Raw genomic sequence first — 16241 nt, forward strand, 5'->3', positions numbered from 1 at the left:
GTTGCTTTTTGTTATTCGAGGCGGGCTGGTAGTGCGCCCGCCAACAGTATTCGGGGAGCAGCTAAAACAATGTGTCGGTGGCCGTTTGGTGAGTGTAGGTGGCGGCCTGTGATTTCAAGGTCTACGGGATATCATATTATGGTATTCCAAGATTTTGGCAAGAGCGGGAGGCTACCGGCCATCACTCTTTCTCGCCTCGAAGCTGCAAGCCTCAAGCTGCGAGCTTCAAGTCAAAGCAGATCGCGTTGCGCCGCAGATCCGCTTTAACCTGCAGCTTTCAGCCCTGGGGCTCGAAAGGTATGCTCTGCACCACTTCCAGCTCATACCCGGCCAGGCCCGCATACTTGAGCGGTGGGCCCAGGTGGCACAGCTTGCCAACGCCCAGGTCCTGGAGAATCTGCGCGCCGGTGCCGACTTCCGAGTACACCTTCGATTGCCCACGCTGGTAGGGGCGCAACGGCTGGGTCAGTTGCGGTATGCGCTCAAGCAGCGCCTGCGACGATTCATGGTTGGCCAGGATCACCACCACCCCGGCACCTTCCTCAGCGACCTTCTGCAGCGCAGCCCACAAGGTCCAGTTGGCCGGCCCGGCATATTCGGCACCGACCAGGTCGCGCAGCGGGTCGATTACGTGCACGCGCACCAAGGTCGGCTGTTCGCGGCGGATATCGCCCATCACCATGGCCATGTGCACACCGCCTTCGATACGGTCTTCATAGGTGACCAGGCGGAAGGTGCCGTGCACGGTCGGCAGTTCGCGTTCACCGATGCGCTTGATGGTCTGCTCGGTGCTCAGGCGGTAGTGGATCAGGTCGGCGATGGTGCCGATCTTGATGCCATGCCGGGCGGCGAACACTTCCAGGTCCGGTCGACGGGCCATGGTGCCGTCGTCGTTGAGTACCTCCACGATCACCGACGCCGGGGCAAAACCGGCCAGGCGTGCCAGGTCGCAACCCGCTTCGGTATGGCCGGCGCGGTTCAGCACACCGCCTTCGCGGGCGCGTAGCGGGAAGATGTGGCCGGGCTGCACCAGATCCTCCGGGCGGGCATCGGCGGCCATGGCTGCAGCCACCGTGCGTGCCCGGTCGGCCGCAGAAATACCCGTGGTAACCCCCGTAGCGGCCTCGATCGATACGGTGAAGGCGGTGCTGAACGCACTGCCGTTGGCCGGTACCATCTGCTCAAGCCCCAAGCGCTGACAATGCTCGTCGGTCAGTGTCAGGCAGATCAGGCCCCGCGCTTCGCGGGCCATGAAGTTGATGGCCTGAGCGTCGCAGCGCTCGGCGGCGATCAGCAGGTCGCCTTCGTTCTCCCGATCCTCGTCGTCAACCAGCAGCACCATCTTGCCTTGGCGGTAGTCCTCGAGGAGTTCTTCGATCGTGTTGAAAGCCATGCTGCACGCTCACTGTGAATGGGTGATTATTATGGTATACCATCATACACAAATAGTTTTGCAACAGGAGAGTAGCGGATGAAAGCGTATTGGATTGCCCACGTGGACGTGACCGACCCGGAGCAGTATCAGCAGTACACCCAACGTGCGCCCGCCGCCTTTGCCGCATTCGGCGGGCGGTTCCTCGCCCGGGGCGGGCGCAGCGAGGCGCTGGAAGGGCGGCCAACCCCCCAGCGCAGTGTGGTGATCGAGTTCCAGACCTACGAGCAGGCGCTGGCCTGCTATCGATCCGAGTTGTATCAGCAAGCGTGCACCCATCGCCAAGGGGTGGCCAAGGCAGAGGTGATCATCGTGGAAGGGTTCGAGCCCTGAGCGCGGGCTGATATCGCCTGACCTGTTGTGCTGGGTCATTCCCAGCGGCTGGCTTTTCCCCTATTGTCGGACCTATCTTTCCAAGCGATTTGGCAGGGCCATGGAGAAAGTCATTGTCATCACCGGCGCCAGCCGTGGCATCGGCGCCGCCACCGCCATGCAGGCCGCCCGCGAGGGTTACCGCATCTGCATCAACTACCACGCCGATGACCAGGCCGCGCAAGGCATTCTTGCCCAGGTGCGCGCACTCGGCGCCCAGGCCATCTGTGTGCGTGCAGACGCCAGTGTCGAGGACGAGGTGATCCAGCTGTTTCATCGCGTCGATGAAGAGCTAGGCCCCGTCACCGCACTGGTGAACAACGCCGGCACCATCGGCCAGCAAAGCCGTGTCGAAGGCATGTCGGAGTTCCGCCTGCTCAAGGTGATGAAAACCAATGTGGTCGGGCCGATGCTTTGCGCCAAGCACGCATTGCTGCGCATGGCACGCCGCCACGGCGGCCAAGGCGGGGCCATCGTCAATGTGTCATCGGTCGCTGCGCGCCTGGGCTCACCCAACGAATACGTCGACTACGCCGCCTCCAAAGGTGCCCTCGATACCTTCACCATCGGCTTGGCCAAGGAGGTGGCAGGTGAGGGGGTGCGGGTCAATGGCGTGCGCCCAGGCTACATTCATACCGCCTTCCACGCCCTGTCCGGCGACCCCGACCGTGTCGCCAAGCTCGAGCCTGGCTTGCCCATGGGGCGCGGCGGCCGCCCGGAAGAAGTGGCCGAGGCGATTCTCTGGCTGCTGTCGGACAAGGCGTCTTATTCCACTGGCAGTTTTCTCGACCTGGGCGGCGGGCGCTGAGCGCCACCGCTCACGGCTGCCTGGCCGCCAGCAGTTGATGGACGCACTCGGCCAGCGCATCCAGCTCGAACGGTTTGCCCAGTACATGGCTGCCTTGCAGCAACTGATCGTCTCCCAGCGCCACACTGTTGTCATAGCCGGTGATGAACAGCAGTTCAAGGCCGGGATACTGTTGCCGGTAGCGCTCAGCCACCTGGCGACCGTTGGGGCCGTCGGGCAGGCCGATGTCGCTTAACAGCAGGTCCGGCCGCTCGCTGCGTTGCAAGTGTGCCAGGGCGGCAGCGCCAGTCTCGAAGGCTTCGACCTGATAACCCTGTTCTTCCAGCACCTCGCGGATCACCAAGCGCAGAGCTAGCTGGTCTTCCACCAGCACGATGCGCTGCCCGCCCGCACGGTGCCTATCCAGTGAGCCGGTCTTGGAGGGCAGGGCCTGCTGCACGGGCTGTGCGTGATGGCGCGGAAGGTACAGTTCAACGCGTGTGCCCTTGCCGGGTTGAGAAAGCAAGCGTAACTGCCCGCCAGACTGGCGCACGAAACCGTAGGTCATCGACAACCCAAGGCCGGTGCCCCGGCCGATGGGTTTAGTGGAGAAGAACGGGTCGAAGGCGCGTGCAACCACTTCCTCGCTCATACCGCAGCCGTTGTCGACAACGCTGAGGCGCACGTAGTCGCCGCAGGGCAACCCTAAAGGGCGTGCCTGATCGCTGTCGAGCGCCACATTGTCGCCATGAATGCTGATGACACCACCGTCAGGCAGCGCGTCGCGGGCATTGATGCACAGGTTGAGCAATGCGCTTTCCAATTGTGGCGGGTCGATAAAGGTTGGCCAGAGTTCAGGCGCGAACCGGCTGTGCAGGGAAATGGAAGGGCCGATCGTTCGGCGCACCAGCTCTTGCATGTCGCCCAGCAGCGCCGCCACCTCGGTGGAACGTGGTTGCAGGGTTTGCTGGCGCGAAAATGCCAGCAGTCGGTGCACCAGCGACGAGGCGCGTTTGGCCGTACTGTTGGACAGTTCGAGTAAGTTTTCAAGCCCGGTATAGCGCTGTTGTCGCAGGCGCAGCTGGATCAGTTCCTGGGTATTGAGGATGCTGCCCAGCAAGTTGTTGAAGTCATGTGCGATGCCGCCGCTAAGCTGCCCGACGGCCTCCATTTTTTGCGCCTGACGCAGGGCCTGCTCTGCGTTGGCAAGGCGTTGCTGCTGCTGTACCCGCTCGCTGATGTCGTAGGCGAACAGGTAAGCACCCATCGGGGTACCTGCAGCATCGCGCAGGGCATTGAAGCGCAGTTCATAATGGCGCTGGTCCGGCGGCTGGCCGAATGCACCGGTTGCGGTGAACTGCTCGCCCTGCAGTGCCCGTCGCCACAAGGGCAGGATCGCATCCCGGTCTGCGGCATTGTCACCCATCAGGGGGGGCATGCAGGCGCCGACTACCGGTGTCTGACCATACAGGAACCGGAAGTCCTCCCTGGCCTTGCGATTGACGGCCAGCCAGTGCATGCCGCTATCGAGCACATGCACGTTGGCTGCGCTCTGGTCGATAAGCTCTGCGAACAGGCTGCGCTGTGCCAGGGCTTCGCTGACCCTTTGCTCCAGGTGCGCATTGAGCTGCTCGAGGGCCTGCTCGGTCTTGCGTCGCTCGGTGACATCCTTGAACAGAACCGCAACCTGCCGGCGCTGCGCCGGCTCGACGCGAAAGCTGCTCACTGACAAAACGCGGCCGCTGGCTCGCAATTCCTGCTCGAATTGCAGGGGGGTGCCGGTATGCAGCACTGGACCGTAGCGGGCAACCCAGGCGTCGGCTTCATCAGGCAATATGTCGCGCATTTTCTGGCCGGTCACGTCAGCGATGCCGGCATGCCTGGCATAGGCCGGGTTGACGAGCACATGCACGTAATCACTCAGGGGGCCATGCGGGCCGTCAATGAATTCGATGATGCAGAAGCCTTCATCCATGCTCTCGAACAGAAAGCGGTAGACATCGAGGCCCAGATGCGGGTGTTGCTGCAGTTCGGCTTCAAGCTGCGCGTTACGGCGGCGCAGGGTTGCGATTTCCTCGCGCAGGGCGAGCATCTCGTTCAGAGGCATTGGCGACGTCCGGCAGCGGTGCGTGGCCAGACTTTAACGCGACGGCTCTGGTACGCCTAGCCGCCATCTCGCCAGATTGCGCACGAGTGGGCAGTTTGCCGTCAGAATGAGCGGATGATGCGGCCCAGGGTTTCCATTGCCCGTTCGGCGGTGTCGCCCCAAGGGGTGCCGTAGTTCAGGCGGATGCAGTTGCCAAAGCGGCGGGTGGGCGAAAATATAGGCCCCGGAGCGATGCTGATGCCTTGGGCCAAGGCCATGTGGAACAGCTTCAGTGCATCTATCCGTTCGGGCAGTTCCAGCCACAGAAAGTAGCCGCCAGAAGGCTGGCTGACTCGCGTCTGCGGCGGAAAATACCGCGAGATGGCGGCGAGCATGTTGGCTTGCTGGCCCTCCAGGGCATAGCGCAGTTTGCGCAAGTGGCGGTCATAGCCGCCGTGTTCCAGGTAGTCGGCAATGGCGGCCTGGGCCGGCATCGAGGCGCACAGCGAGGTCATCAGCTTGAGCCGTTCGATCTTCTGGGCAAAGCGCCCGGCGGCTACCCAGCCAATGCGGTAACCGGGCGCCAGGCTCTTGGCGAACGAGCCGCAGTGCATCACCAGGCCTTGCGTGTCGAAGGCCTTGGCGGGCTTGGGCGCCTGCTGCGAGTAATACAGCTCGGCGTAGACGTCGTCCTCGATCAGCGGCACCTGATGGCGCTGCAGCAACGCCACCAATGCCTGTTTCTTCGCCTCGGGCATGCTCGCGCCCACCGGGTTCTGGAAGTTGGTCATGCACCACACGGCTTTGACCGGGTGCTTTTCCAAGGTCTGGGCGAGCGCGGCCAGGTCCATGCCTTCGCGCGGCTGCACGGGTATCTCCACTGCCTTGAGCTTGAGCCGTTCCAGCACCTGGAGGCAGGCGTAGAAGGCCGGTGCTTCGACCGCCACCAGGTCACCCGGCTCGGTGACCGCCTGCAGGCACAGGTTCAGTGCTTCCAGCGCGCCGTTGGTGATCAGCAATTCCTCCATGGGCAGCATCAGCCCGCCGACCATGTAGCGCAGGGCGATCTGCCGGCGCAGTTGCGGGTTGCCCGGTGACAGGTCGGTGACCACCATGCGCGGGTCCATGGCCCGGCTGGCGCTGGCCAGCGAGCGCGACAGGCGCTGCAGCGGGAACAGTTCCGGGCTGGGGAATGCCGACCCGAACGGCACGGTGTTCGGGTCCTTGATCGACTCGAGTATCGAGAACACCAAGGCGCTGACATCCACGTCAGTCGATTCGCTCAACGGCTCCATTGGCTGTGGCTCGCTGAACTGACGCGGTGCATGGGCAGTGACGAAATAGCCTGAACGCGGCCGTGCGCGGATCAGCCCGCGGCGTTCGAGCAGGTAGTAAGCCTGGAACACGGTCGACGGGCTGACCCCGTGCGTCTGACTGGCGTAGCGCACCGAAGGCACGCGCTGGCCGGGGCCGAGCACGCCGGAGCGGATCAGTTCGGCAATGTCATCGGCAAATCGTTCGTAGCGTTTCATGAGGGCTGGGCAAGCAGGGTGAACAGGCAATTCACCCACACTATGGCCCCGAAGCGGTTTTCAGTACAGGCTCAGGCCATGCACCAAAAACCGGATCAGTTGCCGGGCAGTGCTTCTGCCGCGCTAGATTACCGAGCCAGGAACGCTCGCCTTCAAATGCTTTCGGCTGTCCACGGCACCGGCGACGGTCAGCGCGTCGGCTTCGGCTTCGGTGATCGGGACACGCTGGCCTGCGAGCAGTGCCACAGACATGTGCAACTGCTCATCTGTGACGATCTCGATGTCCGGGCCATCGCCTTCGATGCGCAGGTCTTCGCCTATGAGGGTGCAGCGGCGGGTGCTTTCTTCGATTTCGACGGGCATGGGGTGGTCCTCCGGGTTGCGGTTACAGGTGTGACCGCGACCGGTAGCAGGTTGCTGCATCAAGCTGCTGCACGGCACTTTATCGGGTGTACACGGGTCAACCCACAAAGGCGCCCCTGCCGGCCTTTTCGCCTGCATTGCTCGTGAATGGAAGGTAGGGGCAGCACACAGCTTGCGTCTGAGTAACGACCCATGGACCTCATCTGGCAAACCATTCAAGCAGAATTCGCCGACATCACCGAAGTGCGCGAAGTCACCCGGATCATCCTGCGCCTGCTGATGGCAGCCATTCTGGGTGCCATTCTGGGCTTCGAGCGTGAGCACAAAGGCAAGTCCGCTGGTGTGCGTACACATATGCTGGTGTCGATGGGCGCTGCATTATTCGTGCTGGCGCCAAGCATGGCCGGTGCCGACGAGCAGGCCTTGAGCCGGGTGATCCAGGGTATCGTCGCCGGTATCGGTTTCCTCGGTGCCGGCACCATCCTCAAAGGTAATGGCCGCGATACCAGCCACGTCAAAGGCCTGACCACGGCCGCCGGCCTGTGGATGACGGCGGCAATCGGTACCGCTGCAGGCATGGGGCGTGAGGCGACGGCGCTGATCAGCACAGTGCTTGCGCTGCTGGTGCTGGCCACGATGCCGATAGTGGTGGAGAAGGTCGAGGGGCAGGACGAGGAGAAACAGCAGGAGGAGGGCAGGAAGCACTGAGGGGAGCCGAAGCTCCCCTCAAAGCGTTGTTGCCTGCTCTTTTCTTATTATTGAGGCCGGCCTTTTGTTGTTTTTGTAGGCCTGCCTTGGTGTTGCGGGTGACCCCCAACCGGGGTCAAGAGCAAACGTATTTTTTTGAGCGCTGACCTGCTTTCATCCTGGGGATCCGATGCTGACTGCCGCTACCTTGAGGTAGTTTTATTGTTCTGTGCCAGACCGCGGGGCGAACCCCTGAAAAGCGTGTCTACTCCAAAAAAATCTGCTTGCTGCGCCTCTGCCGTGTTGTTCTTGTTATGTCAGAGCCGTTACATGTTGTTTTTATTGGGTATCGCATTTTTTGTTGTTGTTGTACCAAAGATATAGCAGGTGCCGTGCCAACTTTTTAAAACCCTTGAAAATCAATGGTTTGGCCTGGTTCGCATGATTTGGGTGCCGTGAAATTCTGTCGAATTGTTTCCCTGTTACCCGATTTTTTGCTGACGGCTGTGGGGGCGGTAACACTCACCCACACATACGTGACAACCGTGTGAATCACTGTGCGCTGCGTGCCCGCGCCACACGAGAGCCGTTGGCCCGGCCCAGCACCTTGCTGATCCGCTGCCCGGCGGCGATCAAGCGGCCCAGGTCGATGCCGGTTTCAATCCCAAGCCCTTGCAGCAGGTACACCACATCCTCGCTGGCGATATTGCCCGTTGCGCCCTTGGCATAGGGGCAACCCCCAAGGCCGGCCACCGAGCTGTCGAACACGCTGATGCCTTCGAGCAGGCTGGCATACACGTTGGCCAGCGCCTGGCCGTAGGTATCGTGGAAGTGGCCGGCCAGTTGCTCGCGCGGCACGTGCGCCGAAACTACCTCGAACAGCCTGCGTGTATCGCCTGCGGTGCCAGTACCGATGGTGTCGCCCAGAGAGACTTCGTAGCAGCCCATGTCATGCAGGGCCTTGGCCACAGGGGCGACCTGTTCGGCACTGACCCTGCCTTCATACGGGCAGCCGAGCACGCAGGAAACGTAACCGCGCACCCGCACACCGTGGCTGCGCGCCGCCTGCATGATCGGCTCGAAACGCTGGAGGCTCTCACTGATCGAACAATTGATGTTGCGCTGGGAGAACGCTTCGGAGGCGGCGGCGAACACTGCCACTTCCTTCACCCCGGCCGCCAGGGCGTCTTCGAAACCCCGCAGGTTGGGCGCCAGGGCCGCATAGGTAACACCCGCGCGTTGCTCGATAGCGGCAAACACGTCGGCAGAGCCGGCCATCTGCGGCACCCATTTGGGCGAAACGAAACTGCCGACTTCAATGTAGGCCAGCCCGGCGTCGGTAAGGTCGTCGACCAGGCGCACCTTGTCCGCGACACTGATGGGCTGGGCTTCGTTCTGCAGGCCGTCGCGAGGGCCGACTTCGACCAGGCGGACTTTTTCGGGCAAAGGCATGGTGGGGTTCCTGTGGCGGGTCAGCGGTTGTCGTTATTGTTCAATGTTGCAGCCAGGGCCTGTTCGCAACGTTCCTGGGCGGTATCCAGCTCCAGTTGCATCTGGTGAATATCGAGCATCTGTTGCTCAAGCTGGGCGCGGCGCTCGGCGATCTTTGCCAGCATGCTGTTGAGTTGCTTGAGGTTACCGCTGCTGGGGTCGTAGAGCTCGATCAGTTCACGGCATTCGGCCAGCGAGAAACCGATGCGCTTGCCACGCAGTATCAGCTTCAGGCTGACCTTGTCGCGTGCCGAATAGATGCGTTCCAGGCCACGGCGCTCGGGGCTGAGCAGGCCCTGTTCCTCATAGAAACGTATGGCGCGGGTGGTGATGTCCAGCTCGCGGGACAGGTCGGAAATGCTGTAGGTCTGGCTGCTCATGCGTGGGCTCGGCGTGGAGTATGGCGGTATCCTGAATGCAGGTTGACGTATACGTCAAGCAGGGTGTTGCGGGTGTGTCGCTCTTTGCTGTCCAGTACAGGCATTGCCAATCAATCAGGCTGCACCGAGCGACGATAACCATTGGGTGTCCGCCCACTCAAGCGCTTGAAGAACCGTGCAAAGTAGGTCGGATCACTGAACCCCAGGCTGTCCGACAACTGCCCGATGCTCATGCGTGTGTAGATCAGGTTTCGCTGTGCCTCCAGCAGCAGCCGCTGGTGCACCAGTTGCAGTGCGCTCTGCCCGCTCAATGCCCGGCACAGCTGGTTGAGCTGCAGGCTCGGGATCTTCAACCGCGCGGCAAAGTCCTCCACCGACAGGTGCTCACGGTAGTGCGCTTCGACCAGGCGCAGGTATTGCCCCAGCAACTGACGGTCACGTTCGTCGCGGTTGCGCGGCGCCTGGCCCAGTTGCTGGCGACGGCTGATCCACACCATCAGTGCGGTCACCAGGGCTTCGAGCAGGGGCGCGCGTGCCGGAGCATGGCCCTGGTATTCCTGCTGCAGCGTGTCGATCAGGCTGCGCAGATGCACACGGTCCTTGCCCAACGGGTAACAGGCAGGCTTGGCCAGCACCCCCAGCGGTGCACCCAGGCGTTGCTCGAGGTTGGCTACCAGCGCGGTGCCGAAGGTCAGCACATGCCCCTGGATATCGGCACTGAAGCGAAAACCGTGCACGGTCAGCGGTGGCACCACCTGGATTGCCGCTTCGCCAATGGCACTGCGCACGCCCTCGATCTCTACCTGAGCCTGGCCACGTTGCACATACAGCAACTGAAACAGTTCGGCGTGCTGGTGCGGTTTGATTTCCCAGTGGTGCAGGCGGCTGCGGGCCGGGATCGACTCGCAATGCAGCAGGTCCGTACCGGGCCATGCCTGGTTTTCGCCATACAGCTGAAACAGCGGGACGCCGGGGAGTGACGATTTCATGAGCGGCTGGCCTGTCCGTTAATCGAACGCTTTTTATAAAAGTGCAGGTTTTGCATCGGATAGCACAGCTATTGCGCCTGTGCTGCCCGTAAAAATGCAGCTAGAAATCTAATAACACGAGAGAACAACAATGAAAACTCAGGTTGCAATCATCGGTGCAGGTCCGTCTGGGCTTCTGCTTGGTCAACTGTTGTACAAGGCCGGGATCGACACCGTCATTCTTGAACGTCAGACGCCTGACTATGTACTTGGCCGCATCCGTGCCGGTGTGCTCGAACAGGGTACCGTCGACCTGCTGCGTGAGGCAGGTGTTGCCGAGCGCATGGACCGCGAAGGGTTGGTGCACGAAGGTGTCGAGCTGCTTGTAAGTGGCCGCCGCCAACGCCTGGACCTCAAGGGCCTGACCGGAGGCAAGACGGTCATGGTCTATGGCCAGACCGAAGTGACTCGAGACCTGATGCAGGCGCGCGAAGCCAGCGGTGCGCCGATCATCTATTCGGCCAGCAATGTCCGGCCCCACGAGCTCAAGGGCGAACGGCCGTACGTAACCTACGAGAAGGACGGCCAGACCCATCGCCTGGACTGCGACTACATCGCCGGCTGCGACGGCTTCCATGGTGTTTCCCGCCAGAGCATCCCCGAAGGTGTACTCAAGCACTACGAATGTGTTTACCCGTTCGGCTGGCTAGGAATGCTGTCCGATACGCCGCCAGTGAACCACGAACTGATCTACGCCCATCACGAGCGTGGCTTTTCGCTGTGCAGTCAGCGTTCGCAGACACGCAGCCGCTACTACCTGCAAGTACCGCTGGATGAACGCGTGGAGGACTGGTCCGACGAGCGTTTCTGGACCGAACTCAAGGCCCGCTTGCCAGAAGACGTGGCAGCGCGCCTGGTCACCGGCCCGGCGCTGGAAAAGAGCATTGCTCCCTTGCGCAGCCTGGTGGTCGAACCCATGCAATATGGGCACCTGTTCCTGGTCGGTGACGCCGCACACATCGTCCCGCCCACCGGGGCCAAAGGCCTCAACCTAGCGGCTTCGGACGTGAATTATCTGTACCGCATCCTGGTCAAGGTCTACCGCGAAGGGCGCACCGACCTGCTGCAGCAGTACTCGCCCTTGGCGCTGCGCCGCGTGTGGAAAGGCGAGCGCTTCAGCTGGTTCATGACCCAGTTGCTGCATGACTTTGGTGAGCACAAGGATGCCTGGGAGCAGAAGATGCAGGAGGCGGACCGTGAGTATTTCCTGTCCTCACCTGCGGGGCTGGTGAACATTGCCGAGAACTATGTGGGGTTGCCGTTCGAGGATGTGGTTTAGGGGCAGTGCATTTAGAGCGCTTGCGATCAAAAAAGAGGCCTGCAGGTTAATACCGGTCAGTTAGCGTTAGCAGGGCTGCTATGCAGCCCAATCGCCGGCAAGCCGGCGATTGGGCCTCGGAAATTGCGAAGATCAATGCGCCTGCGCGTGACGGCGCACCCGATTGACCGGCTGCTGCTTGGCCGGAACCTGCGGTGGCAGGTGGTGATGGTGCTGTGCATGACGCCGCACGATGCGTAGTACACCCCAGAGCATGGCGGCAGCGACGCTAAGCCACATACCTACCAGCATGAGGATTGCCATGGTCAGGCTCATGTCTACCTCCTTCTCTTGGGCCAGCTTTCGGCTCACCCTCCAGATATTGCTTAGTCTAGCTCCCCCCGCGTGACGTTCCATCTATCGCAGGTCTATTGCTTGGTTCGTTTGGTTCCAAGCCCGCACCGGGCTATACCCACGTCGCCTGGCGCCCTATGATCGTGGGTCAAGGCCGGGCGTTGCCAGCCTGGCGCCAGAACAAGCGAGTGTCCATGGTGCAAATTTCCTTCAAGTCCCGGGTTTTCGAGCCACGCCGCCTGATGGTGGCCTGCCTGCTGGCCGCGAGCCTCTCAGGCTGTGCCAGCGCGCCACCGGCCGCCGTCAAGGGCGTTGCGCAGCGGGTCGAGATCAGCAGCGTGCCGTTCTACCGAGGCAACGCCAACCACAGTGGGGCCATGGCGCTGGCGGCGTTGCTCTCGCAGCAGGGCGCGCCGATCACCCCAGGGCTGCTGGACAAGCCACTGAACCTGCCGCAGGGCGCCGAGTCGCTGGGCACCGGCATCCCGCGCGTGGCGCGCGATTACGGCAGGGTCGTATACCCGCTGGACAAACAGCTGGACGCCCTGTTGACCCAAGTCGCTGCAGGCAACCCGGTGCTGGTGCGTTTTCAGGAAGGTTCGGCGTGGTGGAGCGAGCCGCGCTATGCGGTGCTGATCGGTTTTGACCGTTACAAGCAGCGGGTGCTGCTGCGTTCAGGGATGCACCGGCGGCAGATGATGCCCTTCGATGATTTCACCTCGGCGTGGGCGCAAGAGGGGAGCTGGGCGATACTGGTACAGCCGCCACGGCAACTGCCGGCCCAGGTGGACCGGCAGCGCTGGCTGCAGGCTGCCGACGAGTTGGCCCGTGCGGGCCAGGAATTGGCGGCTAAGCAGGCCGTGGACAGCCTGGAAAGGTAAGCCACCCGTACTGGCCTGATCCGCGGCAAGCAGGCGATCAGGCCAGTGCTGGCAACATCATCAGAAGCCCAGACGGTCGCGCAAGCTGTAGTACCACGCACCCAGGGCGCTGAACGGTACGCGCAGCATCTGGCCACCCGGGAACGGGTAGTGCGGCAGGCCGGCGAACGCGTCGAAGCGCTCGGCCTGGCCGCGCAATGCCTCGGCCAGCACCTTGCCCGCCAGGTGGGTGTAGGTGACGCCGTGGCCCGAGCAACCCTGCGAGTAATAGATGTTGTCGCCGATACGGCCAACCTGTGGCAGACGCGACAGGGTCAGCAGGAAGTTGCCGGTCCAGGCGTAGTCGATCTTGACGTTCTTGAGCTGCGGGAAGGCCTTGAGCATCTTCGGACGGATGATCGCTTCGATGTTGGCCGGGTCGCGTGCACCGTAAACCACACCACCGCCGAAGATCAGGCGCTTGTCGCTGGTCAGGCGGTAGTAGTCGAGCAGGTAGTTGCAGTCCTCGACGCAGTAGTCTTGCGGCAGCAGGGTGCGGGCCAGTTCCTCGCCCAATGGCTCGGTGGTGATCACTTGAGTCCCGCATGGCATCGATTTGGCCGCCAGTTCCGGCACCAGGTTGCCCAGGTAGGCGTTGCCGGCGACGATGATGAACTTGGCGCGCACCTTGCCCTGCGGGGTGTGCACAACCGGGTTGGCGCCGCGCTCGATGCGGATGGCCGGGGTCTGCTCATAAATGATGCCGCCCAGCGACTCGACCGCGGCAGCTTCGCCCAGGGCCAGGTTCAGCGGGTGGATGTGGCCGCCGCTCATGTCCAGCATGCCGCCGATATAGCTGTCGCAGGCGACTACTTCACGGATGCGCTTCTGGTCCATCAGCTCCAGCTGATTGTGGCCGAAACGTTCCCACAGGCGCTTTTGCGATTCCAGGTGGCCCATCTGCTTGGAGGTCAGCGCAGCGAATACGCCGCCGTCCTTCAGGTCGCACTGGATGTTGTACTTGGCTACGCGCTCACGGATGATGCGGCCGCCTTCGAAGGCCATGTGGCCCAGCAGCTGCGCCTGCTTGGGGCCGACTGTGCGTTCGATGACGTCGATGTCACGGCTGTAGCTGTTGACGATCTGGCCGCCGTTGCGGCCCGATGCGCCGAAGCCGACCTTGGCCGCTTCGACGATGCTCACCTTGAAGCCGTTTTCCAGCAGGAACAGGGCGCTGGACAGGCCGGTGTAGCCTGCACCGATGATGCACACATCGGTTTCCACCTCACCCTGCAGCGCCGGACGTGGCGGCACCGGGTTGGCCGAGGCGGCGTAGTAGGACTGGGGGTAGGGGGTATTGGCCATGCTCGAGAAACCTCGTGTTTTATATTTTTAACGAATGTACCGATGCTATCAATAATAATAAACACCCGCTAGTCGTCCGTTGAAAATCCTTTACTGCTCCTTGGCCGGCGCTTCTCTATAAAGAGGTTAAGATTCAGTAGGTTAGCTCGAAAAAAAGTGTTGACAGCGGTTTTGGATTGCGTAGAATGCGCACCACACGACAGGCACATAGCTCAGTTGGTTAGAGCACCACCTTGACATGGTGGGGGTCGTTGGTTCGAGTCCAATTGTGCCTACCAAATCTCAGAAAGGGCGATCCGAAAGGGTCGCCTTTTTTGTTTGTGGCTTCTAAAGAAGGCCGCGCGCCACAGGTGGGGCAGGCTTCTGAAAGTTTTTGATTTTTTTGAAAAAAACGCTTTACAGGTACGCATGCGGTGACTAATATGCGCACCACACGACAGGCACATAGCTCAGTTGGTTAGAGCACCACCTTGACATGGTGGGGGTCGTTGGTTCGAGTCCAATTGTGCCTACCAAACATCAGAGAGGGCGATCCGAAAGGGTCGCCCTTTTTGCATTGTGCGCGTCCGGTGGGTGGCCGGTATGTAGCAAGGTGTAACGTATGGTCGCGGTCTGTGCCATGGGTCGCCATGCTAGAATCCGCCGCTTCGAAACGGGAGGTACACGCGTGCGCAAACTGGCAGTGGTAATGGCAGTGCTGGCCCTGGTGGGCTGTGAGAACGAGGTCGAAGGTGTGCACAAGCAGGTGGCTGAGCACCTGCACAACCCCAAGACCGCCAAGTTCGGCAACGTGCGGATCGACACCAAAGGCACCATTTGCGGTCAGGTGCGTGGCAAGGACGATGCCGGGCAGTACGAAGCCTACCGCAGCTACGTCGCCGTCAAGGGTGAGGGTGGCCAGTACGACATTATTGTCGACGACAATGGCAACAACCTGCGCATCCGCGAAATCTGCGGGGGCGCCGAGTTGCAGCGCCGCGCCGAGGCCTTGGCCGATCAGCCTGCCCCCCAAGGCTGGGATGTCGAGGTGATCCAGGGCGCCAACATGGGTGCATTGAGCGACATGACCGCCCGCCTGATCGAGAAGGGCATCCCGTCCTCGGTCGAATACCGCAATGGCAAGCCGGTGGTGCTGCTGGGGCCGTTCCCTACCAAGGAGGAGGCCGAGGCACGCAAGGCAGAGGTCATGGCCAAGCTGGGTACGGATTCGGTTGTCATTCAGCACGGTGCGCAGCGCTGACTTTGTAGCATGGCCTCTAGTGTGGGAGTCGGCTTGCCGGCGATCACCGGCGCAGCCGATGCCATGCACTGAGGTGCCTGCATAGAGGCGAGCCGCCTTTTCCCGCTGGCTGTGAAAGCGCCGGAACAGACGCCTGTCATCTGTAACCCGACCCGTCTATGCTTGCTCTGTGAGACGGCTGAAACGGGGAGGGCCTCATGTCTACACTGGAGCGGGCCATCGTGGTAGCCACCAGAGCGCATGAAGGGCAATACGACAAAGGCGGTGCGGCGTATATCCTGCACCCCCTGCGGGTGATGATGCAGGTGTCCACGCCCGAACAGCGCATCGTCGCCGTGCTTCACGACGTGATCGAAGACACGCCGCTGACACTTTCCGATCTTGCCCGCGAGGGCTTCACGCTAAAGATCCTGGCCGCCTTGCTGGCCTTGAGCCGGCGTGATGGCGAAAGCTACGAGGATTTCGTCGTGCGCCTTGGCTGCGACCCGCTGGCGCGTACCGTCAAAATGGCCGACCTGGCCGACAATAGCGACCTTTCACGCATCGCCTGCCCAGGCCCGGCCGACCTGGCACGGCTGGCCCGTTATCGGCGGGCCAGCGCCTACCTGCAGGCACTGGCCTAGGCCCCTTGCGCGGTCAATCGTCCTTCGGCACCGTCCAGAAAATCTGCACGCCGCCATCGTCGCGGTGGGCGAGGGTGACGTTGTCGTTCTCGGCGATCTCCTCGAGCAGGGTTTCCCAGTCGTCGGGCGACTCCTGTTCCAGGCGGAAGATCAGGGCGGCGCGGCTACGTTGAGCGATGGGGCTGTTGATGATTTTCTGGATACGCGTACCCAGTTGTTCATAACTGCTCGGCGTTGCAGGGGCGGTACTGGCCACGGGGCTTTTCCTTGTTTTGCTGTATGCGCGTACAGTATTTCACTGTCAGGTATTTCGCAACTGCGTGTAAGGTAAAAAAGCGGAGGGCTGTGGGTGGCCGATCCGTGGCGAGTTAAACCGCGAAAAA

Annotated in this window: 17 protein-coding genes and 2 tRNA genes; 9 read left to right on the forward strand and 10 right to left on the reverse strand. The window is 61.9% G+C overall.

Features of this window, described 5'->3' with window-relative positions:
* Nucleotides 1-277 precede the first annotated feature (277 nt).
* A complete protein-coding gene (gene ribBA, locus NGJ21_RS14230; protein ID WP_115275264.1) occupies nt 278-1393 on the reverse strand; it encodes a bifunctional 3,4-dihydroxy-2-butanone-4-phosphate synthase/GTP cyclohydrolase II in 1116 nt (371 codons plus the stop codon).
* Between the two features lie 78 nt (nt 1394-1471).
* Here ribBA and NGJ21_RS14235 point away from each other — a divergent pair, with 78 nt between their 5' ends.
* Together NGJ21_RS14235 and NGJ21_RS14240 are read left to right on the forward strand one after the other, a co-directional pair.
* Nucleotides 1472-1765, forward strand: coding sequence for a DUF1330 domain-containing protein (locus tag NGJ21_RS14235; RefSeq protein WP_119688674.1), 294 nt, complete (start codon nt 1472-1474; stop codon nt 1763-1765).
* 100 nt (nt 1766-1865) lie between these two features.
* Nucleotides 1866-2612 (forward strand): SDR family oxidoreductase, encoded by a 747-nt coding sequence (locus NGJ21_RS14240; RefSeq protein ID WP_119688675.1) that lies wholly within the window; start codon nt 1866-1868, stop codon nt 2610-2612.
* Between the two features lie 10 nt (nt 2613-2622).
* Here NGJ21_RS14240 and NGJ21_RS14245 read toward each other — a convergent pair whose 3' ends face one another.
* From NGJ21_RS14245 to NGJ21_RS14255, 3 genes are all read right to left on the reverse strand, one after another.
* On the reverse strand, nt 2623-4698 hold the full coding sequence (locus NGJ21_RS14245) for a hybrid sensor histidine kinase/response regulator (RefSeq protein WP_251962228.1): 2076 nt from the start codon (nt 4696-4698) through the stop codon (nt 2623-2625).
* A gap of 101 nt (nt 4699-4799) precedes the next feature.
* Nucleotides 4800-6209, reverse strand: a complete 1410-nt coding sequence (mapR, locus tag NGJ21_RS14250; protein WP_115275260.1) for a GntR family transcriptional regulator MpaR — start codon at nt 6207-6209, stop codon at nt 4800-4802.
* A gap of 123 nt (nt 6210-6332) precedes the next feature.
* Nucleotides 6333-6572 carry a DUF3203 family protein gene (locus NGJ21_RS14255; RefSeq protein WP_046787191.1) on the reverse strand — a complete coding sequence of 80 codons (240 nt, stop codon included), beginning with the start codon at nt 6570-6572 and terminating at the stop codon, nt 6333-6335.
* 192 nt (nt 6573-6764) lie between these two features.
* Between NGJ21_RS14255 and NGJ21_RS14260 the strand changes: the two genes are divergently transcribed.
* Nucleotides 6765-7280: an MgtC/SapB family protein gene (locus tag NGJ21_RS14260; protein ID WP_174141665.1), complete on the forward strand. Its 516-nt coding sequence runs from the start codon at nt 6765-6767 to the stop codon at nt 7278-7280.
* A 531-nt stretch (nt 7281-7811) separates the two neighbouring features.
* Here NGJ21_RS14260 and NGJ21_RS14265 read toward each other — a convergent pair.
* The 3 genes from NGJ21_RS14265 to NGJ21_RS14275 all read right to left on the reverse strand — a co-directional run bounded on the left by NGJ21_RS14265 (nt 7812) and on the right by NGJ21_RS14275 (nt 10119).
* Nucleotides 7812-8711 (reverse strand): hydroxymethylglutaryl-CoA lyase, encoded by a 900-nt coding sequence (locus NGJ21_RS14265; RefSeq protein ID WP_174141666.1) that lies wholly within the window; start codon nt 8709-8711, stop codon nt 7812-7814.
* Nucleotides 8712-8731: 20 nt separating this feature from the next.
* The gene (locus NGJ21_RS14270; protein WP_046787188.1) at nt 8732-9130 is read right to left on the reverse strand and encodes a MerR family transcriptional regulator; all 399 of its coding nucleotides are present in this window, start codon (nt 9128-9130) and stop codon (nt 8732-8734) included.
* A gap of 110 nt (nt 9131-9240) precedes the next feature.
* Nucleotides 9241-10119 carry a helix-turn-helix domain-containing protein gene (locus NGJ21_RS14275; RefSeq protein ID WP_115275258.1) on the reverse strand — a complete coding sequence of 293 codons (879 nt, stop codon included), beginning with the start codon at nt 10117-10119 and terminating at the stop codon, nt 9241-9243.
* A 130-nt stretch (nt 10120-10249) separates the two neighbouring features.
* On the opposite strand from NGJ21_RS14275, the gene pobA reads away from it, so the two are divergent.
* Nucleotides 10250-11437, forward strand: a complete 1188-nt coding sequence (gene pobA, locus NGJ21_RS14280; RefSeq protein ID WP_115275257.1) for a 4-hydroxybenzoate 3-monooxygenase — start codon at nt 10250-10252, stop codon at nt 11435-11437.
* 132 nt (nt 11438-11569) lie between these two features.
* Here pobA and NGJ21_RS14285 read toward each other — a convergent pair whose 3' ends face one another.
* A complete protein-coding gene (locus NGJ21_RS14285) occupies nt 11570-11752 on the reverse strand; it encodes a hypothetical protein (RefSeq protein ID WP_039604431.1) in 183 nt (60 codons plus the stop codon).
* Between the two features lie 155 nt (nt 11753-11907).
* Between NGJ21_RS14285 and NGJ21_RS14290 the strand changes: the two genes are divergently transcribed.
* Nucleotides 11908-12651, forward strand: coding sequence for a peptidase C39 family protein (locus NGJ21_RS14290; RefSeq protein WP_046787185.1), 744 nt, complete (start codon nt 11908-11910; stop codon nt 12649-12651).
* Between the two features lie 60 nt (nt 12652-12711).
* On the opposite strand, the gene NGJ21_RS14295 is transcribed toward NGJ21_RS14290, so the two are convergent.
* Nucleotides 12712-13995, reverse strand: coding sequence for an NAD(P)/FAD-dependent oxidoreductase (locus NGJ21_RS14295; protein ID WP_012313845.1), 1284 nt, complete (start codon nt 13993-13995; stop codon nt 12712-12714).
* Between the two features lie 201 nt (nt 13996-14196).
* Between NGJ21_RS14295 and NGJ21_RS14300 the strand changes: the two genes are divergently transcribed.
* The 4 genes from NGJ21_RS14300 to NGJ21_RS14315 all read left to right on the forward strand — a co-directional run bounded on the left by NGJ21_RS14300 (nt 14197) and on the right by NGJ21_RS14315 (nt 15858).
* Nucleotides 14197-14273 (forward strand) — tRNA-Val (locus NGJ21_RS14300).
* A 160-nt stretch (nt 14274-14433) separates the two neighbouring features.
* Nucleotides 14434-14510, forward strand: a tRNA-Val gene (locus NGJ21_RS14305).
* Nucleotides 14511-14662: 152 nt separating this feature from the next.
* A complete protein-coding gene (locus NGJ21_RS14310) occupies nt 14663-15235 on the forward strand; it encodes an SPOR domain-containing protein (protein ID WP_046787184.1) in 573 nt (190 codons plus the stop codon).
* Between the two features lie 197 nt (nt 15236-15432).
* Nucleotides 15433-15858, forward strand: coding sequence for a GTP pyrophosphokinase (locus tag NGJ21_RS14315; RefSeq protein ID WP_251962229.1), 426 nt, complete (start codon nt 15433-15435; stop codon nt 15856-15858).
* Nucleotides 15859-15871: 13 nt separating this feature from the next.
* Here the strand turns inward: NGJ21_RS14315 and NGJ21_RS14320 are convergent, their stop codons facing one another.
* Nucleotides 15872-16114 (reverse strand): DUF1654 domain-containing protein, encoded by a 243-nt coding sequence (locus NGJ21_RS14320; RefSeq protein ID WP_039602925.1) that lies wholly within the window; start codon nt 16112-16114, stop codon nt 15872-15874.
* Between the last annotated feature and the right edge of the window lie 127 nt (nt 16115-16241).

This window comes from Pseudomonas sp. Marseille-Q5299 (genome assembly GCF_943737035.1).
GTDB lineage: Bacteria > Pseudomonadota > Gammaproteobacteria > Pseudomonadales > Pseudomonadaceae > Aquipseudomonas > Aquipseudomonas putida_E.